The 17,119-nt window shown below is 70.6% G+C and carries 17 protein-coding genes; 7 read left to right on the forward strand and 10 right to left on the reverse strand.

Features of this window, described 5'->3' with window-relative positions; translation table 11 throughout:
- Nucleotides 1-178: 178 nt before the first annotated feature.
- The gene (locus ACFJGU_RS07750) at nucleotides 179-1,594 is read left to right on the forward strand and encodes a sigma-70 family RNA polymerase sigma factor (RefSeq protein ID WP_382309153.1); all 1,416 of its coding nucleotides are present in this window, start codon (nucleotides 179-181) and stop codon (nucleotides 1,592-1,594) included.
- A gap of 37 nt (nucleotides 1,595-1,631) precedes the next feature.
- A complete protein-coding gene (locus ACFJGU_RS07755; protein ID WP_382309154.1) occupies nucleotides 1,632-2,531 on the forward strand; it encodes a hypothetical protein in 900 nt (299 codons plus the stop codon).
- Nucleotides 2,532-2,547: 16 nt separating this feature from the next.
- On the opposite strand, the gene ACFJGU_RS07760 is transcribed toward ACFJGU_RS07755, so the two are convergent.
- A complete protein-coding gene (locus ACFJGU_RS07760; protein ID WP_382309156.1) occupies nucleotides 2,548-3,318 on the reverse strand; it encodes a hypothetical protein in 771 nt (256 codons plus the stop codon).
- 48 nt (nucleotides 3,319-3,366) lie between these two features.
- Entirely contained in the window at nucleotides 3,367-3,951 is a 585-nt protein-coding gene (locus tag ACFJGU_RS07765; RefSeq protein ID WP_382309158.1) for an ATP-dependent Clp protease proteolytic subunit, read from the reverse strand.
- A 181-nt stretch (nucleotides 3,952-4,132) separates the two neighbouring features.
- On the opposite strand from ACFJGU_RS07765, the gene ACFJGU_RS07770 reads away from it, so the two are divergent.
- Entirely contained in the window at nucleotides 4,133-4,501 is a 369-nt protein-coding gene (locus ACFJGU_RS07770) for a helix-turn-helix domain-containing protein (protein WP_382309160.1), read from the forward strand.
- 131 nt (nucleotides 4,502-4,632) lie between these two features.
- Entirely contained in the window at nucleotides 4,633-5,307 is a 675-nt protein-coding gene (locus tag ACFJGU_RS07775; protein WP_382309162.1) for a GntR family transcriptional regulator, read from the forward strand.
- A gap of 57 nt (nucleotides 5,308-5,364) precedes the next feature.
- Here the strand turns inward: ACFJGU_RS07775 and ACFJGU_RS07780 are convergent, their stop codons facing one another.
- Both ACFJGU_RS07780 and ACFJGU_RS07785 read right to left on the reverse strand, forming a co-directional pair.
- Nucleotides 5,365-6,228: a DUF3097 domain-containing protein gene (locus ACFJGU_RS07780; RefSeq protein WP_382309164.1), complete on the reverse strand. Its 864-nt coding sequence runs from the start codon at nucleotides 6,226-6,228 to the stop codon at nucleotides 5,365-5,367.
- A 68-nt stretch (nucleotides 6,229-6,296) separates the two neighbouring features.
- Nucleotides 6,297-6,644, reverse strand: a complete 348-nt coding sequence (locus ACFJGU_RS07785) for a DivIVA domain-containing protein (RefSeq protein WP_382309166.1) — start codon at nucleotides 6,642-6,644, stop codon at nucleotides 6,297-6,299.
- Between the two features lie 108 nt (nucleotides 6,645-6,752).
- Here ACFJGU_RS07785 and ACFJGU_RS07790 point away from each other — a divergent pair, with 108 nt between their 5' ends.
- Entirely contained in the window at nucleotides 6,753-7,694 is a 942-nt protein-coding gene (locus ACFJGU_RS07790) for a carbohydrate kinase (RefSeq protein ID WP_382309168.1), read from the forward strand.
- Nucleotides 7,695-8,055: 361 nt separating this feature from the next.
- Here ACFJGU_RS07790 and ACFJGU_RS07795 read toward each other — a convergent pair whose 3' ends face one another.
- Nucleotides 8,056-9,480, reverse strand: coding sequence for an alpha-hydroxy-acid oxidizing protein (locus tag ACFJGU_RS07795; RefSeq protein ID WP_382309170.1), 1,425 nt, complete (start codon nucleotides 9,478-9,480; stop codon nucleotides 8,056-8,058).
- 53 nt (nucleotides 9,481-9,533) lie between these two features.
- The gene (locus ACFJGU_RS07800; protein ID WP_382309172.1) at nucleotides 9,534-10,277 is read right to left on the reverse strand and encodes a FadR/GntR family transcriptional regulator; all 744 of its coding nucleotides are present in this window, start codon (nucleotides 10,275-10,277) and stop codon (nucleotides 9,534-9,536) included.
- A gap of 199 nt (nucleotides 10,278-10,476) precedes the next feature.
- Between ACFJGU_RS07800 and ACFJGU_RS07805 the strand changes: the two genes are divergently transcribed.
- Nucleotides 10,477-10,992 (forward strand): DUF1707 domain-containing protein, encoded by a 516-nt coding sequence (locus tag ACFJGU_RS07805; protein ID WP_382309174.1) that lies wholly within the window; start codon nucleotides 10,477-10,479, stop codon nucleotides 10,990-10,992.
- 50 nt (nucleotides 10,993-11,042) lie between these two features.
- A complete protein-coding gene (locus ACFJGU_RS07810) occupies nucleotides 11,043-11,816 on the forward strand; it encodes an SDR family NAD(P)-dependent oxidoreductase (RefSeq protein ID WP_382309176.1) in 774 nt (257 codons plus the stop codon).
- Between the two features lie 18 nt (nucleotides 11,817-11,834).
- On the opposite strand, the gene ACFJGU_RS07815 is transcribed toward ACFJGU_RS07810, so the two are convergent.
- The 4 genes from ACFJGU_RS07815 to ACFJGU_RS07830 all read right to left on the reverse strand — a co-directional run bounded on the left by ACFJGU_RS07815 (nucleotide 11,835) and on the right by ACFJGU_RS07830 (nucleotide 17,109).
- Nucleotides 11,835-12,518, reverse strand: a complete 684-nt coding sequence (locus tag ACFJGU_RS07815; protein ID WP_092550086.1) for an endonuclease/exonuclease/phosphatase family protein — start codon at nucleotides 12,516-12,518, stop codon at nucleotides 11,835-11,837.
- 55 nt (nucleotides 12,519-12,573) lie between these two features.
- The gene (locus tag ACFJGU_RS07820) at nucleotides 12,574-13,506 is read right to left on the reverse strand and encodes a helix-turn-helix domain-containing protein (protein WP_382309178.1); all 933 of its coding nucleotides are present in this window, start codon (nucleotides 13,504-13,506) and stop codon (nucleotides 12,574-12,576) included.
- A 129-nt stretch (nucleotides 13,507-13,635) separates the two neighbouring features.
- The gene (locus ACFJGU_RS07825; RefSeq protein ID WP_382309180.1) at nucleotides 13,636-15,063 is read right to left on the reverse strand and encodes a rhamnulokinase family protein; all 1,428 of its coding nucleotides are present in this window, start codon (nucleotides 15,061-15,063) and stop codon (nucleotides 13,636-13,638) included.
- A 9-nt stretch (nucleotides 15,064-15,072) separates the two neighbouring features.
- Nucleotides 15,073-17,109: a bifunctional aldolase/short-chain dehydrogenase gene (locus ACFJGU_RS07830; protein ID WP_382309182.1), complete on the reverse strand. Its 2,037-nt coding sequence runs from the start codon at nucleotides 17,107-17,109 to the stop codon at nucleotides 15,073-15,075.
- Nucleotides 17,110-17,119 lie beyond the last annotated feature (10 nt).

Genomic DNA, 17,119 nt, shown 5'->3' on the forward strand with positions numbered 1-17,119 from the left:
GGCCACGCCGAACTCGCGTCATGATCGGCGCATCCGTGCGTCTCTCTCCGTGAAGGCTGGGTGACCGGCAGGAGCAGCGAGGTGAACGGATGCGCGAGGCCGGCGATGAGAGGGCGCGACCCTCGTGATGCCCGACGCGCATGCCTACAATGTCTCGGGGGCGGGGGAAGGGGCCGGGATGAAGGATCTCTCGACGGCATCCGATCGCGCCCTCATCGAGCAATCGCGCGCGGGAGATCGTGAGGCCTTCGCCGAACTCTGGCGCCGGCACTCCGGCGCGGCGCTGACGGTCGCGCGATCCTTCACCTCGCTCGATGCCGACGACGTGGTCGCCGAGGCCTTCGCGAAGGTGTTCGCGGCGATCCGCGGGGGCGGCGGTCCGCTCGGGGCGTTCCGGCCCTACCTCTTCACCACCGTGCGCAATGTGGCGTCGTCGTGGGGGCGAGTGCAGCAACCGGTGCAGATCGACGATCCAGATACCTTCGAAGATCCCACCACCAGTGAAGACGAGGTGCTCGCCTCGCTCGACCGGTCGACCACGGCGAGGGCGTTCCGGTCGCTGCCGACTCGGTGGCAGGAGGTGCTCTGGTACACCGAGGTCGAGTCGATGAGTCCGCGGCACGTCTCGGCGCTCCTGGGTATGAAGCCGAACGCCGTGGCAGCGCTCGCCGTGCGGGCACGCGAGGGGTTGCGGCAGGCGTGGATCTCGGCGCATCTGTCGTCGGCCACCACCTCGCCGGAGTGCCGCACGACGATCGAGCGGCTCGCGGCTTACACGCGCGGGTCGCTCGGCGCCCGGGCGTCGGCGCAGGTGGCGGATCACCTCGCCGGCTGCGCGCAGTGCCAGATCGTCGCGGAGGAGGCGAGCCACATCGGCTCGCGGATCGCGCTCGTGCTGCTGCCGCTGGCGGCCGGGCTCACCGGGGCCGGTGCGTACCTCGCGTCGCTCCAGCACGGTGCGGCGGCGGTTGCCACAGCGGCGGGTGCGGGTCTGATTCCGGGCGGGATGGGCAGCGGCAGTGGGCTGCTGGGTGGACATGCGGCCTTCGGCGGCACGGCCGGCGGGAGCGGCATGGGTGCGGGCGGAGCGAGCGTCGGTGGTGGCGCGGCGACTGGGGGCGGAGCGAGCGTCGGTGGTGGCGCGGCAGCTGGGGGTGGAGCGAGCGTCGGTGGTGGCGCGGCGACTGGGGGTGGAGCGACCGGCGGTGGTGGCGCGGCGGCTGCGGGCGGTGGGACCGGCGCGGGTGCCAGCGGTGCGGGTGCCGGCGGCTCGACTGGGGTCAGCGGAGTGTCCGTGGGAAGCGGTGCTGGTGGCGTCGGTGCGAATGGAGCGAGTGGGGTCGGCGGGTCTGCCGGTGGGGCCACTGCCGGGAGCGGGGCGAGTGGGGTCGGCGCGTCTTCGGCGGGCGCCGCGGGTGCAGGGGCTGCCGTCGGGGGGCGCCGGGTTGGCGACCGCGACGGTGGTCGGGATTGCGGCGGCGGGAGCCCTGCTGCTGGCGGGCGCGGGAATCACGATGGCGGTCGTCCTCGGACCGACTTTGACAGGCGGCGGCGACACCGCGCTCGCGGACCCTGCTGCATCGCAGACGGATGATTCGGCTGATCCGAGCGGGGACGCTCTCCCGAATTCCGTGCCGTCTCCTCCAGCGACTCCCCCGGCCGGTCAGCCGTCGTTGCCGCCCACCCCGCCGGAGGACCCGACGACGACATCGCCGCGCTCCACGCTCCCGGATGCTCCTGCCCCGGACGCGCGGTCGGCATCCGATCCGCCGCCCGACGCCGGAGATGGATCGGCCCCGGGCGCCGGGCCGGGCACGCAAACCGGCACCGGTCCGGGTGCCGACCCCGGTGCAGGTCCTGGCACCGGCCCGGGTACGGGTCCTGGTACTGGTCCGGGTACGGATCCCGGGACGGGTCCTGGTACGGACCCGGGTACGGATCCCGGCACTGATCCGGGTACGGATCCCGGCACCGATCCGGGTACGGACCCCGGCACCGATCCCGGTACCGACCCGGGTACAGACCCCGGCCTCGGCACGCCCGACGCGCCTGTCGCGGCGGCCGTCGCAGCACCCGCCTCGATCTACCCCGAGGCAAGCGGAACCGCGCGCGCCGGCGCGACCGTCACGGTCGCACGGGCCGAGGGTGGTGTGACCTCGTGGTCGACCGTCGCCGACACGAACGGACACTGGACGCTCGCCTTCCCGGGTATCGGCCCCGGCACGACCTCGGTCGTCGCCACCCAGACGATCACCGCCGGCGACACCACCCTGACGTCACCGCCATCGGCTCCCTTCGACGTCACGACGCCCGTGCCGCAGCTCGAAACCACCGCCGACGGCTACGTCGTCACCGGCGTGCCGAATGCGACCTTCCGCCTGGATTCCCCCGATTTCGTGGGCGCCCTGCTCTATGCCTTCGTCGGCGAGCAGCGCCTCGACGCCAACGGCCACTGGTCGCCCGACTCGACGGTCTCGGTGCTCATCGCGACCTTCCCACCGACCATCGAATACACCGGTACAGGCGCCTGACGAAGGCCGCGTCCCGTCAGGAGCGCCGCGACTGCATCCAGTTCCGAACCGCGGCGATCTGTTCCCAGCTCCGAGGTTCGGCGAGATCGAGGACGTCGGCGAGGTACCCGATCGTGTGGTCGCCGAGTTCTTCGTAGGAGAAGACCGTCTCCGCGCCGGCCCCGACGACGACCGCGCGCGGCAGATCGTCGAGCGTGGCGAGTGTCGGCGGTCCCGCGGGTGACACCGCGGCAACGCGAGGCTGCTCACGCGGTGATGCATCCACGATCGCGGACGATCCCGGCCTCCTCACCAGCACGTACAGCGTCTCCACGACCGCCGCACCACCGGCCGCCCCGGCCTCGGTTCGCGCATGGACCCCGATCTCCAGCCCACCGGGGTCGGAGGCGGGCGTCATCCGCACCACGGTGAAGCGTTTGGTGCCGAGACGGAACAGGAGACCCGGGGTGCCCGGATCGGCCACGTCGTGCTCGAGCCGGTAGCCGTTGTCCCGGGCGAGCCGGTCGAGCCGGTACCGGAGTCGCCGCCGCTTGGCGGTCGCCCGACGCACGAGCACGCCGCTGAGCAGGAACAGCAGGGCGATCCCGATCGCGAACCAAGGAGCGAGGTCGAAGTCCCAGTCGGTGACGTAGAGCGACAGGAACAGGATCAGGGCAGCCGTTCCGAGAAGCCCCAGGACGCGGGGCCACAGCGCGCGCCCCGGCGTGCGCGTGCGCTTCCGGTACTCGCGGTACTGCCGCCGGTCGATCGGCTCGGTCAGTGCCCTGGTCTCCAGTGTCGTCAGCATCTCGTCCCCTTCAGAGAAGATGAGACTAGCTCACTGATCCCGTCCCCTTCAAGAGTGAGTCACGGCCCGCAGCCCCTGAGCCGACGCCACGATGTGGTCGACGAAACCGTACTCGCGCGACTCCTCCGCCGTGAACCAGCGGTCGCGGTCGGCATCCGAGGTGATCTGCTCGACCGTCCGCCCGGTCTGTGCGCTGGTGAGTTCGGCCATCCGCCGCTTGAACGCGAGGATCTGCCGCGCCTGCGTCTGGATGTCGGCCGCCGATCCCCCGAAACCGCCGTGCGGCTGGTGCATCACCACGCTCGCGTTCGGCAGTGCGTACCGCTTGCCCGGCGTGCCCGACGACAGCAGGAACTGCCCCATCGACGCCGCGAATCCGAGGGCCACGGTCGCGACATCCGCTTGCACGAAATTCATCGTGTCGTAGATCGCGAAGCCTGAGGTCACCGATCCGCCGGGGGAGTTGATGTACAGGTAGATGTCCTTCTCGGGCGCGATGGAGTTCAACAGCAGGAGCTTCGCGCAGATCTCGTTGGCGACCGTGTCGGTCACCTCGGTGCCGAGGAAGACGATCCGCTCGTCGAGCAGGCGCTGGTAGAGCTGCGGGTCTCCGGTGGTGGGGGCGTCGGTCATGATGTCCTTCCGGCTCGTGTCGTGTGGGGGTGCGGGTTCAGGATGCGCCGGGTGGGGCATCCGTGTCGCCCGGTTCTGCGGTCGGCAGACCCGTCGCCGGGGGATTCTGCTGACAGCAGACACGACCGCCACGCGGGCGGGAACGGATGCGCCGCGAGCGCGGGCGACGTACCCTGGCGTCATGCTCCTCCGCCACGCGATCGGCCACGTTCTGCGGCGCATCCGCCTCGAACGCCGGCTCACCCTGCGCGATCTCGCGCGGGAGTCGCGGGTGTCGGTGCCCTATCTCTCCGAGATCGAGCGGGGTCGCAAGGAGGTCTCGTCCGAGATCCTCGCGACCGTTTGCCGCGTGCTCGACCTCTCGCTCGCCGACCTGCTCGGCGCCGTGAGCCGCGAGCTCGGCGGAGCCGCCACCGCCGAAGCCGACGCCACCATGGCCGGGATCGGGCTGGCACCGGTGATCTCGATCGAGTCGCGCACCGAGCTCGGTGCCGCCGGCGGCTCCGACGCACGCGTGTCCGCGCCCACCACACTTCTCCTCGCCGCCTGACGGAGTCCGCTCGGCGAATCGCCAGAATCGGTCGGAATACTGACCCTCGTAGCGGCGTGTCCGGGTGATTCGAGGCAGGGGGCGGGCATCCGGCGACGCGCACTAGAATTGAATGCTGAGGGCAGGTGATGATGGCCGTTTCCGAGGCGGGTTCCCGCGTCGACGACGCGTACGAGTGGTTGCTCGCGGAGATCACGGGTTTCCGGCTGAGGTCGGGTTCGCCGTTGTCGGAGAACCGACTCGCGAGCCAGCTCGGCATCAGTCGCACCCCCGTGCGCGAAGCGCTGCAGCGCCTCGAGAAGGAGGGGCTGGTCAAGCGCACCGACAACGCGCGCTTCACCGTCTCGCAGCTCACCGCCACCGAGGTGAACGACGCCTGCGACCTGCTCGAGGTGCTCGACACCTACATCTGCCGCAAGGCCGCATCCACCCTCACCGACGACGAGGCGAAGAAGCTCAAGGGCTACGTCGACGACATGTACAAGGCAGCGGCGAACGACGACCGGCAGGGCTGGGCACTCGCCGACCAGCTGTTCCACCGCTACGCGAACACCCTCTCCGGCAACGTGCTGGTGGCTGAGACGGTGCGCGAAACCAGGCGGCGCATCCAGCGGTTCTGGCTGCGCGCGGCATCGATGCAGTCGCGCCTGCTCTCCTGCGCCGAGGAGTACGACGAGCTCTACCAGGCGATGGTCGCGCACGACTACGCGGGAATCGAGCCTGCCGTGAAGAAGCACATCGGGCACATGCGCGAGCGGATGCTCGAGATGATCGCGGCCGCCGCCATCCTCCTCGGCGACGACTGAGTCACTCGGCCGTCGCGGCGGCGACGTCGGCCACGCCGATGGCGCCGGTTCCGCCCGCTAGACCGGCTCGGTCACGAAGTCGATGAGTTGCTCGACCCGCCCGAGCAGCACGGGCTCGAGGTCGGTGTACGTGTTCACCCGGCTCAGGATGCGCTTCCACGCCCGCGCGATGTCGGCCTGATCGGCGTGCGGCCAGCCGAACGCCTCGCAGATGCCGTGCTTCCACTCGATCGACCTCGGCACGGTCGGCCAGGCCCGGATGCCCATCGCCGTCGGGGTCACCGCCTGCCAGATGTCGACGAACGGATGCCCCACCACGGCCACGTGCGCCCCGAACGGCCCGCGCGCCACGGCCTCCGCGATGCGGCTCTCCTTCGAGCCGGACACGAGGTGGTCGACCAGCACGCCGATGCGGCGCTCGCGGGTCGGTGCGAACTCGCGCACCACGGCGTCGAGGTCGTCGACCCCTTCGAGGTACTCGACCACCACGCCCTCGCCGCGGAGGTCGTCTCCCCACACCTTCTCCACCAGTTCGGCGTCGTGCCGGCCCTCGACGTAGATGCGACTCGGCCGGGCCACGCGGGCGCGCTCGAGCGGAGCCGCGAACGAGCCGGAGGCGGTGCGACGCGGGCCGGCCTCGGCCGCGCGCGTGGCCGCCGTCTTGGGGTGCACGAGTTCGACGGCGCGACCCTCGAGCAGGAATCCTGCCCCGAGGGGGAAGACCCGGCGCTTGCCGTGGCGGTCCTCGAGCTCGACCGTTCGGCCCTCCACGCGCGTCACGCTGCCGCAGAAGTCGCTCGCGACCTCCTCGACCACGAGATCGAACTCGGCCTCCACCTTCGGCAGAGCGACGGGCGCGGTGCGCCGGTTGTAGGTGGCGAGCACGTCGGAACCGTAGCGGTCGAAGGGGTCAGCGGGCACCGCACAAGGCTACGGGCGAGTGCGGCCGCGGGCGCGCATCCGCTTCCGGAGCGTCGCGAGGCGAGTCGCTACTCGGTCGTGCAGGCCGCAGGCGACTCGTACGAGCGGAGCGTGACGACGACGTCGTCGAGCAGATCGTCGACCTCCCCCTGATCCCAACCGGAGCGGAACTTCGTCTGCGAGAAGCGCTTGTTCACGACCTCGACCGCGGTGAGCAGCTCGATGCCGGTCGTGTCGCCCCGCTCGTAGGCGTCGATCGTCGCCACCGCGCGGTTGAGGAACTCGGACACCTGCTCGCTGTCGTACCCTTCGCGCACCGTGGTCACGGTGAACGCGCGCGAATCGACCTCGGTTGACGTGACCATCACGCCGCTCCGCCCGCCCCCGAAGATCCGGTCGAAGAATCCCATGCGCATCGCTCCCTCCTGCCGGCGCTCGATGCCGATCGCCGATCACGCGATTTTCGCATACCGGCCCGCCCTACACTGAAACCATCCCGTCCCCGCCGCAGAGAGGCTGCCTCCATGCCCGCGACCGTGCTCGCCATCGGAGAATCCCTGGTCGACGTGGTCGATGCCCCGGATTCCCAGGGCTCGCCGATCTTCGTCGAGCACCCGGGCGGCTCGCCCATGAACATCGCCTACGGCGCTGCCCGGCTGGGGTTGGCGGTGTCTCTCCTTACCGCGCTCGGCCGTGACGCCCGGGGAGGCTCCATCGTGGAGCATCTCGAATCGGCCGGAGTCGTGATCGCACCGGCGTCCATCCGCGACAGCGAGACCTCGTCGGCGACGGCGCACGTGCAGCCCGACGGCTCGGCCCTCTACGACTTCGACCTCCGTTGGTCGCTTCCGGAGGACCTCGAGCTGCCGGACGCCGACATCGTGCACGTCGGCTCGATCGCGGCGTTCCTCGAACCGGGCGGATCGTCGGTGCTCGCCATCGTGCGCCGCTTGGCGGCGTCGGAGAACGCGCCGGTGATCACCTTCGATCCCAACATGCGGCCCACGATCGTCACCGACCACGCCGTAGCGCTCGAGCGGTTCGAGGAACTCGCGTGCGCCACCACGGTGCTCAAGCTGAGCGACGAGGACGCGGTGTGGCTCTACCCGGAGGCGACCGTCGACGAGGCGATCGACCGCATCCTCGCTCTCGGCCCGAAGCTCGTGGCGGTGACGCGCGGTGGCGAGGGCGCGGTGCTCGCGACCCGCAACGAGCGGCGCTCCGTCGCGGGGCCGCGGGTCGAGGTGGCCGACACGATCGGCGCAGGTGACTCGTTCATGAGCGCCTTGATCTTCCAGCTCGCCGGGATGCTCGAGGAGGGCGTTCCTGCTGCCGCGCTGCGTGAGGGGTCGGCCTTCGACGCGCAGCGCCTCGCCACGATCGGGGAGTTCGCCGTGCGCTGCGCAGCCATCACGGTCTCGAGGGCCGGCGCCAACCCGCCGCTCCTCGCCGAGGTCACTCCCTAGCCCCTCCGTTTCGGGAGGAGGAGACGCCGACCGGGGCCGAAAACGGCGTCGGTCTGGCTCACCTCCTCCCGAAACGGTGCTGGCGGCCCGTCGCGCGCCGATGTCGGATCGGCTCCGGTCTGCAGCCGCTCGAGTGACTTCCGCGAGGGCGGTGGTCGCTCCTCGTGCACTGGCGCGGGTGCGGAGCCGCGTTTCGGGAGGAGGAAACGCGAACGACGCCCGCATACGGGGTTCGGTGCACGCACGTCCTCCCGAAAGGTCCCGGTCGCGGGTCGGGTGTCGATTCGGGCGAATGTGGGAGGCATTGAGCGCGCATACGGGGTCCTTCGCGCCCCCGTTCACCCGTGGCGACGGGAGCGCGTTACGCGTCGGCGCCGGTGGCGGCTTCGGCCTTGGTGACGGGCTTGCGCGCCCGGCTCTTCGTCGCCGACGCAGCGGATGCCGCGGACGGCGCCTTCGCGGTCGTCGTGGACGCCGAGGCCCGCGGAGCGCGCGCCCGAGCAGCAGCGGCCGCGACCGGCGCGGCTTCCGCCGCCGCGACGACGGCGGGCGCCACCGCCCGCGGGATCAGCCGTTCGAGCTGCGTCACGTGCGAGGGGTTCAGCTCCTCGAGGGAGTTCACGCCGAGCAGCCGCATGGTGCGTGCCACCTGCGTGCCCAGGATGTCGATCATGCGGTCGACGCCCTGTCGCCCCCCGGCCATCAGCCCGTAGAGGTAGGCGCGCCCCACCATCGTGAAGCGGGCACCGAGCGCGACGGATGCCACGATGTCGGCCCCCGACATGATGCCCGTGTCGAGGTGGATCTCCATGTCCTTGCCGAGTTCGCGGGCGACATCCGGGAGCAGGTGGAAGGGGATGGGTGCCCGGTCGAGTTGGCGGCCGCCGTGGTTCGAGAGAGTGATGCCGTCGACACCCATGTCGGCGAGCCGGCGCGCGTCGGCGATGTTCTGCACGCCCTTCACCACGACCTTCCCGGGCCACTGCGCCTTGATCCACTCGAGGTCCTCGAAGGTGACGGTGGGGTCGAACATCGAGTCGAGCAGCTCGCCGACCGTGCCCGACCAACGGTCGAGCGAGGCGAAGGCGAGGGGTTCGGTGGTGAGGAAGTTGATCCACCATTCCGGGCGCGGGATCGCGTTCACCACGGTGCCCGCGGTGAGCTGAGGCGGGATGGAGAAGCCGTTGCGCTTGTCGCGCAGGCGCGCGCCGGCCACCGGCACGTCGACGGTCACGAGCAGCGTGTCGAACCCGGCGGCGGCGGCGCGTTCGACGAGCGCCATGCTGCGGGGGCGGTCTTTCCACATGTAGAGCTGGAACCAGTTGCGGCCGTTCGGGTTGGCGGCCTTCACGTCTTCGATGGCGGTGGTGCCCATGGTCGACAGGGCGAACGGGATGCCCGCAGCCCCCGCCGCGCCGGCTCCGGCGATCTCGCCCTCGGTCTGCATCATGCGGGTGAACCCGGTGGGGGCGATACCGAACGGGAGGGACACGGGCGCGCCGAGCACATCCCATCCGGTGTTCACGGTGGAGACGTCACGCAGGATCGAGGGGTTGAACTGGATGTCCTCGAACGCCTGTCGAGCGCGCTGCAGGCTGATCTCGCCCTCGGCTGCGCCCTCGGTGTAGTCGAAGGCGGCCTTCGGGGTGCGGCGCTTCGCGATGGCGCGCAGGTCGGCGATGGTGAGCGCCGCGTCGAGGCGCCGCTTCTTCGCGTTCAGCTCGGGCGCCTTGAACTGCATGAGCGGGGCGAGGTCTTTGATCTTCGGGATGCGGCGCTGAACCATGGTGTTCCTCTTCGGTCGTCGTGCGATTGGTCGGGGGAGACGGCGGGCCGCCGTCAGTGGGGGTGGACGCTCGAGACGTTCGTCTCGGCGTGGTAGGTCTCGATGTGCTGCCGGATGCGGGTGCGTGCGAGCTCGGCGTCGTGCGCCTGGATCGCCGCCACGATGGCGCGGTGCTCGGCCTTCAGGCGCCTCGCCGTGTCCTCCCACGAGGGCAGGAAAGACGCGCCCACCCGCACATACTTCTCGATCGAGTCGCGGAGGCCCGCCATCATCGAGGCGATCACCTCGTTGTCCGACGCCACGGCCAGGGCGAGGTGGAAGGCCTGGTCGAGCGTGAGGTACTCGTCGCGGGTGAGCGGTGCATCCTGCTCCATGGCGTCGAGCAGTTCGAGCGCCGCGTCCAGGTCGGGTTCGGATGCCGCAGCCAGCTCGCCGACGACGGCCGACTCGAGCACCAGCCTCGTCTTCACCACGTCGCGCACCGCGAATCCGTGCGCCGCGACCTGCAGGCGGACGAGCGCCGACATGCCGCCGGTGGGCCGCGCGATGATGATGGCGCCCGATTGCGGACCCGATCCGGACGCCGTGCGGATGAGCCCGAGCACCTCGAGCACCCGCAGCGCCTCGCGCACGCTGGAGCGGCCGACGCCGAGGTCGGCGGCGAGGGTGCGCTCCGGCGGGAGGTGGTCGCCGGGCGCCAGGGCACCGGAGAGCAGGTCGCTCTCGATCCGCTGGAGCACGACCTCCCACGCTCGGGTCGGCTCGAGCGAAGCGAGGGGTGCTGAGTCCGTGCTCACGGGGCCTCCTTGCTCGGTGCTGTGTCGCTTCGCGCGTCTCTGTGGTCAGACCACATGGTCAGACCACAGTTTACACAGACGCGGCCGCAGCGCGCATCCGGGCTTCCTTCCGCCTCCAGAGCGCATCGATCCAGGCCGAAAGGGACGGACGCGCGCGGCAGAGCTTCCGCGAGGCCGCGCGATGCGGCAATCTGGTGCAATGAGCGACTACACCGACCCCGCGACCGCCGGCCAGCGGCTGAGCAACGCCGACCGCGACACGGCGGTGTCCGCGCTGGCACGCGCGCTCGCCGACGGCCGCATCACCGCCGACGAGTTCACCGAGCGGTCCGCCTCGGCCAAGAGCGCGGTGACCCGCGGTGACTTGGCGCCGCTGTTCGCCGACCTGCCCGATCCGGCCGCTCAGAGCATCCCCGCCGCCTCGACGGCGCCGGCGCCCGACCCCGACCTGGCGCCGCCGACCGCGTTCCGCGAGCAGCTCTACGACCCCAACGGCGTGCGCAGTGGCGGTGGCTCCCGACGCCAGCCGCTCGGCGGCACGCTCGGGCGCGTGATCGTGTCGCTGTCGCCGTTCCTGGCGCTAGGCCTGTTCTTCCTCTTCGGCTATTTCACGCCCGACGGCTTCCGCTGGTCGTGGATCTTCTTCGTGCTCATCCCGATCGCCGGCATCGTCGTGTACGGCGCAGGGAGCCGTCGCTACGACGACCGCGACTGAGGCGTGAGCGCCGCCCGCGGAGTTCCGGGCGCTCGGAAAGGACACGAGTCATGAAGATCGACTTGGCCGGGCGAGTCGCCCTCGTCACGGGTTCGAGCGCCGGTATCGGCCGGGCCATCGCCACCTCGCTCGCCGAGGCGGGAGCGGATGTCGTCGTCAACGGACGCGACCAGGCACGGGTCGACTCGGTCTCGCACGCACTCGGCGCCCGGGGTATCGCGGCCGATGTCGGCACGGAGTCCGGGGCGCAGTTGCTTTTCGAACAGCTGCCGTCCGTCGACATCCTCGTGAACAACACCGGGGTCTTCCCGGCGCGGCCCCTCTTCGAGATCAGCGACGACGAGTGGCGTGAAATCTACGAGATCAACGTGCTCTCCGGGGTGCGCCTGACCCGTCACTACGCGAAGGGGATGGCGGATCGCGGACACGGCCGCGTCGTCTTCATCTCCAGTGAGGCCGGCGTCCAGCCGCCCACGAACATGGTTCATTACGGGATGACCAAGACGGCCCAGCTCGCCGTGTCCCGCGGATTCGCGCAAGCGCTCGCCGGCACCGGCGTCACGGTGAACAGCGTGCTCGCCGGCCCGACGATGAGCGACGGGGTGCTGGCGATGTGGGACGACCTCTACCCGGGCCTGGAGAGGGACGAACAGGAGGCTCGTTTCGTCGCGGACGGACGAGTGGCCGGGTCGCTCCTGGGGAGGGTCATCCGCCCCGAGGAGATCGCGCACCTGGTGACCTATCTCGCCTCCGACTTCTCGTCGGCGACGAGCGGTCGGGCGCTGGGGGTCGACGGAGGACTCGTCCCCACCATCCTGCCCTGACGAAAGGTCGGGTTCGGGTCAGTCTTCGACGCCGGCGACCACCAGGATCGGCAGGTGGTCGCTCTCGCCCTGCGGGAGGGTGTCGATCGAGTCGATGCGCGTGTGCGCGCTCGTCACGAAGTCGAAGTGGCCCTTGAAGTACTTGTAGCGCGCGTAGGTGGGCTTGTCGCTGAAGGAGAGCAGGTAGCCCGACTCCTCCATGCGCTCCGAGAGGTTGGCGCGGAACCAGGGGTAGTTGTAATCGCCCACCATGACGGTCGGCAGCCCAGGGCCCATCACGCGCAACGCGCTGTGCGCCGCCGCGATCTGCTTGCGGCGCAGGGAGTTGGATGCCGTGAGCGGCGCCGCGTGGAAGGAACCGACGAGGATCTCCTTGCCGATCTCCTTGTCGAAGAGCTTCGCCGCCAGCAAGCGCTCGTGCGCCGGCGCCATCACGCGGTCGTGCATCGACTTGCGCAGGGCGAAGACGCGGGTGGCGTGCAGCTCGAAGCGGTCTTCGCGGTAGTAGACGGCGAGGCCGAGGCGGTTGGTCTTCGTGGAGTCGGCGAGCACGAGGTGGTCGATGCGCTCCGGGATGTCTTCGGTGTCGCATTCCTGCAGGCACATGACGTCGACGTCGTAGAGCCTCGACAGGTCTCGGAGTTCCCCGCTCGCGTGATGTTTCCGCAGGTTGTAACTGACGATGTTCAGTTCGCGTCCCATCTTCGTTCTTGCTGCACCTTCTCTAGCGTCCATGCCGTGCGGGTCAGTGTTGCCGTTACTCAGTTGCGCCCGGATGGTCCGCGGCGTTCGGTGCGATTGCTCGGGACACGCCCTCGCTCCGCAATTCTGGCACGTTCCGCCCGGATTCGACCTGTGTCCGACGTGAGTACTCGCCGGGAGCCAGGCCGACGGCGCGCGCGAAGTCGCGACTGAAGTGCGCTTGGTCGGCGTAGCCGAGCTCGGCGGCCACCGTCGCGAGGTCGGCGTCAGGATCGTCGCGCAGCCGTGCCGCGGCATCCTGGAGCCGCTGTCGCTGCAGCAGCCACTTCGGGTTCATGCCCACGAATTCGGCCGTGAGCCGCTGGAGGCTGCGCACACCGAGACTGAAGCGGCCGGCGAGATCCTCGACGGTGCGGATGTCGGGGTCGGTCTCCACCGCGTGCACGACGTCGTTGATGAGGGAGCCCCGGCCTGCGTCGAGGCGGAGGCTGCGCAGCCACTGCTCGAAGGCGGCGATCATGGCGGTGTCGTCGTCGCGGACCGAACGGATGCCGGCGGCCAGCTCCGCCCCGCCCGTCACCAGACCGTCGAGCGGCGCGGGCGCCTCGGAGAGGCCCGCGACGGTGCGCTCGTCGCCACGCGCATCCAGCAGGGTCCGTGCGGTGCCGGGCTGCAGCATCACGCCGAATGCCCAGCCCTCGCCCTCGAGAGTGCGCGATCCGACGCCGCGCGCGAGTCCGAAGAGGGCGGCGTAGTCGTCGCTCACCACGAGGTTGCACGTGGCGTACTGCAGGAGCAGCTCCTCGTGCGTCGCGCCGGGCGGCAGGCTCCACCGCGGAATCCAGTAGTGCCGCACGAATGCCGTGAGGTCGGCACTCGGTCGATACCGCTCGAGCCGCACCATCGGCGCCGATTCGGCGGGGAACAGCACGCCGCGGCTCACGACGGGAGGCTCACCGCGTTCGCTCGCGCCCACCTCAGCACCCACGCGGTCACCCTACCCGCGCCGCCGCGTTTCGGGAGGAGGAGAGCCCGGCCGGGCCCCGAAACGGCCCCGGTGACGCTCTCGTCCTCCCGAAATCAGGCGCGGAGGGAGTTCGGCGGGGTCGGTGGGGGGTCAGCGGGTCGCGGGCTCGTAGCGGGTGGGGGCGAAGGTCTTGGCGACGATGGCGCGGAGGCCCTCCAGGGAGGTGTCTCCCGAGAGGAGGCCCTGCGCCCGCGCCTGCACGAGCACGTTGCCCACGGCCGTCGCCTCGACGGGTCCGGCCAGAACCGGGAGCCCCGTGCGGTCGGCCGTCAGTTGGCAGAGGAGCGCGTTCTGCGATCCACCGCCCACGACGTGGATGACCGAGATCTGCTTGCCCGAGAGCGCTGCGGCGGTCGCGATCGAGACGGCATAGGCATCCGCGAGGCTCTCGAGGATGCTGCGCACGAACTCGGCCGGGCTCTGCGGCGCCGCCACACCGTGTTCGGTGCACCACGCCGCGATGCGCGCGGGCATGTCGCCGGGGGCGACGAAGCGGGGGTCGGCCGCGTCGAACACGGGCACGGGCGTGCTGACGGCGGAGGCCGCGGAGAGGAGGGTCGGCAGATCGATCTGCTCACCGCCGCGTTCCCAGGTGCGCACCGACTCGGAGAGCAGCCACAGTCCCGACACGTTCTGCAGGTAGCGGATGCGCCCGTCGACACCGCCCTCGTTGGTGAAGTTGGCGGCGCGGCTGTCCTCCGAGACCACCGGATGCTCCAGCTCCACCCCCACGAGCGACCACGTGCCGCTCGAGATGTAGGCGAAGTCGGGGCCGGTCGCCGGCACCGCGACGACCGCCGAGGCGGTGTCGTGCGACCCGACGGCGCTCACCGGGAGCGCGCGCGTCGCGTCGATCTCGGCTGCGACCGCGGGCAGCAGCGTGCCGACCGTCGAACCAGGGTGGACGATGTCGGGGAAGATGCTGCGCGGCAGGCCGAGACGCCGGATCAGCTCGTCATCCCACCTGCCCGTGTGCACATCGAGAAGACCCGTGGTGGAGGCGTTCGTCTGCTCGGCCCGCTGCTCGCCGGTCAGCCAGTAGCCGAGCAGGTCGGGGATGAGCAGCATCGACTCCGCCGGCGCGAGCGAGCCGGCGAGCTGCTCGGCCGCCAGCTGGTAGAGCGTGTTGAAGGGCAGGAACTGGAGGCCGTTCGCGGCGTACAGCTCGGCGGGGCCGACGATCGCGTGCGTGGCGTCGACTCCCGCCGCCGTGCGCTCGTCGCGGTAGTGGTACGGGTTGCCGAGCATCCGCCCGTCGCGGATCAGGGCGTAGTCGACCGCCCAGGAGTCCACGGCGATGCTGCGCACATCCGGTTCCTCGCGCAGCGCCGAGCCGAGCCCCACGACGACGTTGCGGTAGAGCTCGAGGATGTTCCAGTGCAGCCCGTCGAGTACGCGCACGGGGTTGTTCGGGAACCGCGCGACCGGAACGAGCCGCAGCTCGTCGTGCCCCACGTACCCGAGCATGACCCGCCCGCTGGTGGCGCCGAGATCGACCGCGGCGACTGCTGCTGTCATGCCCGGAGCCTAGCGGAGGAAGGCGGCGGCGACGCCGGCGTCGACCGGGATGTGGAGGCCCGTCGTGTGGGTGAGGTCGCTTCCGGTGAGCACGGCCACCGCGTTCGCCACGTTCTCGGGCAGCACCTCGCGCTTCAGCAGGGTGCGCTGGGCGTAGTAGGCGCCGAGCTCCTCCTCGGGCACGCCGTAGACCGCGGCGCGCTTCGCGCCCCAGCCTCCGGCGAAGATGCCCGAGCCGCGCACGACGCCATCCGGGTTGATGCCGTTCACCTTCACGCCGTACTCGCCGAGCTCGGCGGCCAACAGCCGCACCTGGTGGGCCTGGTCGGCCTTCGTCGCCGAGTAGGCGATGTTGTTCGGGCCGGCGAAGACCGAATTCTTCGACGAGATGTAGATGATGTCGCCCCCCATCTCCTGCTCGATGAGCACGCGCGCGGCGGCCTTCGAGACGAGGAACGAACCCTTGGCCATCACATCGTGCTGAAGGTCCCAGTCGGCCTCGGTGGTCTCGAGCAGGGGCTTCGAGATCGAGAGGCCGGCGTTGTTCACCACGAGATCCAGCCCGCCGAACTGCAGCAGGGCGGCACGGATGCCCGCCTCGATGTCGTTCTCGCTCGTCACGTTCGCCTGCACCCCGATCGCGACATCCGTTCCGCCGAGTTCGGCCGCGGCCGCTTGCGCTTTGGACAGGTCGAGGTCGGCGATCACGACGCAGGCGCCCTCGGCGGCCAGACGCGTGGCGATCGCCTTGCCGATGCCGGACGCGGCGCCGGTGACGAGCGCCACGCGGGTGGCGTGCGACTTGGGCTTCGGCAGGCGCTGCAACTTGGCCTCCTCGAGGGCCCAGTACTCGATGCGGAACTTCTCGGCCTCGTCGATGGGCGCGTAGGTGCTGAGCGACTCGGCGCCACGCATCACGTTGATGGCGTTGATGTAGAACTCGCCGGCCACGCGGGCGGTCTGCTTGTTGGCGCCGTAGGAGAACATCCCGACGCCAGGGATCAGGACGATCGCCGGGTCGGCGCCGCGCATCGCGGGGGACTCGGGGGTGGCGTTGCGCTCGTAGTAGTCGGCGTAGTCGGCGCGGTACTCGGCGTGCAGCTCCTTGAGGCGGGCGATCGAGTCCTCGACGCTCGCGTCGGCCGGCAGGTCGAGCACGAGGGGCTTCACCTTCGTGCGCAGGAAGTGGTCGGGGCAGCTCGTGCCGAGGGCCGCGAGGCGCGGGTGCTCGGTGCTGGCGAGGAAGTCGAGCACGACATCGGCGTCGGTGAAGGAACCGACCTGAGCCTTGTCGGTGGAGGCGAGCCCGCGGATGGTGGGCGCGAGCGCGGCCGCCTTGGCGCGGCGTTCGGCCACGTCGAGGGCGCCGTAGCCCTCGAGCGCGGAGCCGAATGGCTCCGGCGACCCGTGCTCGGCGATGTAGGCCTCGGCGGTGCGGATGATCCAGAGCGAGTTGGCCTCGGCCTCGTCGCTGGTGTCGCCCCACGCGGTGATGCCGTGGCCGCCGAGGATCGTGCCGATCGCCTCCGGGTTCTGGCGCTTGATCTCGGCGATGTCGAGGCCGAGCTGGAAGCCGGGGCGGCGCCACGGCACCCAGACGACCTTGTCGCCGAAGATCTTGGCGGTCAGCTCCTCGCCGTCAGCCGCGGTGGCGATGGCGATGCCGGAGTCGGGATGCAGGTGGTCGACGTGGGCGGCATCCACCAGACCGTGCATGGCGGTGTCGATCGACGGGGCGGCGCCGCCCTTGCCGAAGAGGGTGTAGTCGAAGGCGGCCACCATCTCGTCTTCACGGTCGACGCCCGGGTAGACGTTCTGCAGCGCGCGAAGCCGGTCGACTCGCAGCACGGCGAGGCCCGCCTCGGTGAGGGTGCCTAGGTCGCCGCCCGAGCCCTTGACCCACATCAGCTCGACCTCCTCGCCCGTGACCGGGTCCACCTCGAGGCCCTTGGCGGAGGTGTTGCCGCCGGCGTAGTTGGTGTTCTTCGGGTCGGAACCGAGGCGGTTCGAGCGCGCGATCAGCGCGGCGGCAGCGGGGGACGTCATGGGAGGCTCC

The organism is Herbiconiux sp. UC225_62 (genome assembly GCF_042694625.1).
Classification (GTDB): Bacteria; Actinomycetota; Actinomycetes; order Actinomycetales; family Microbacteriaceae; genus Herbiconiux.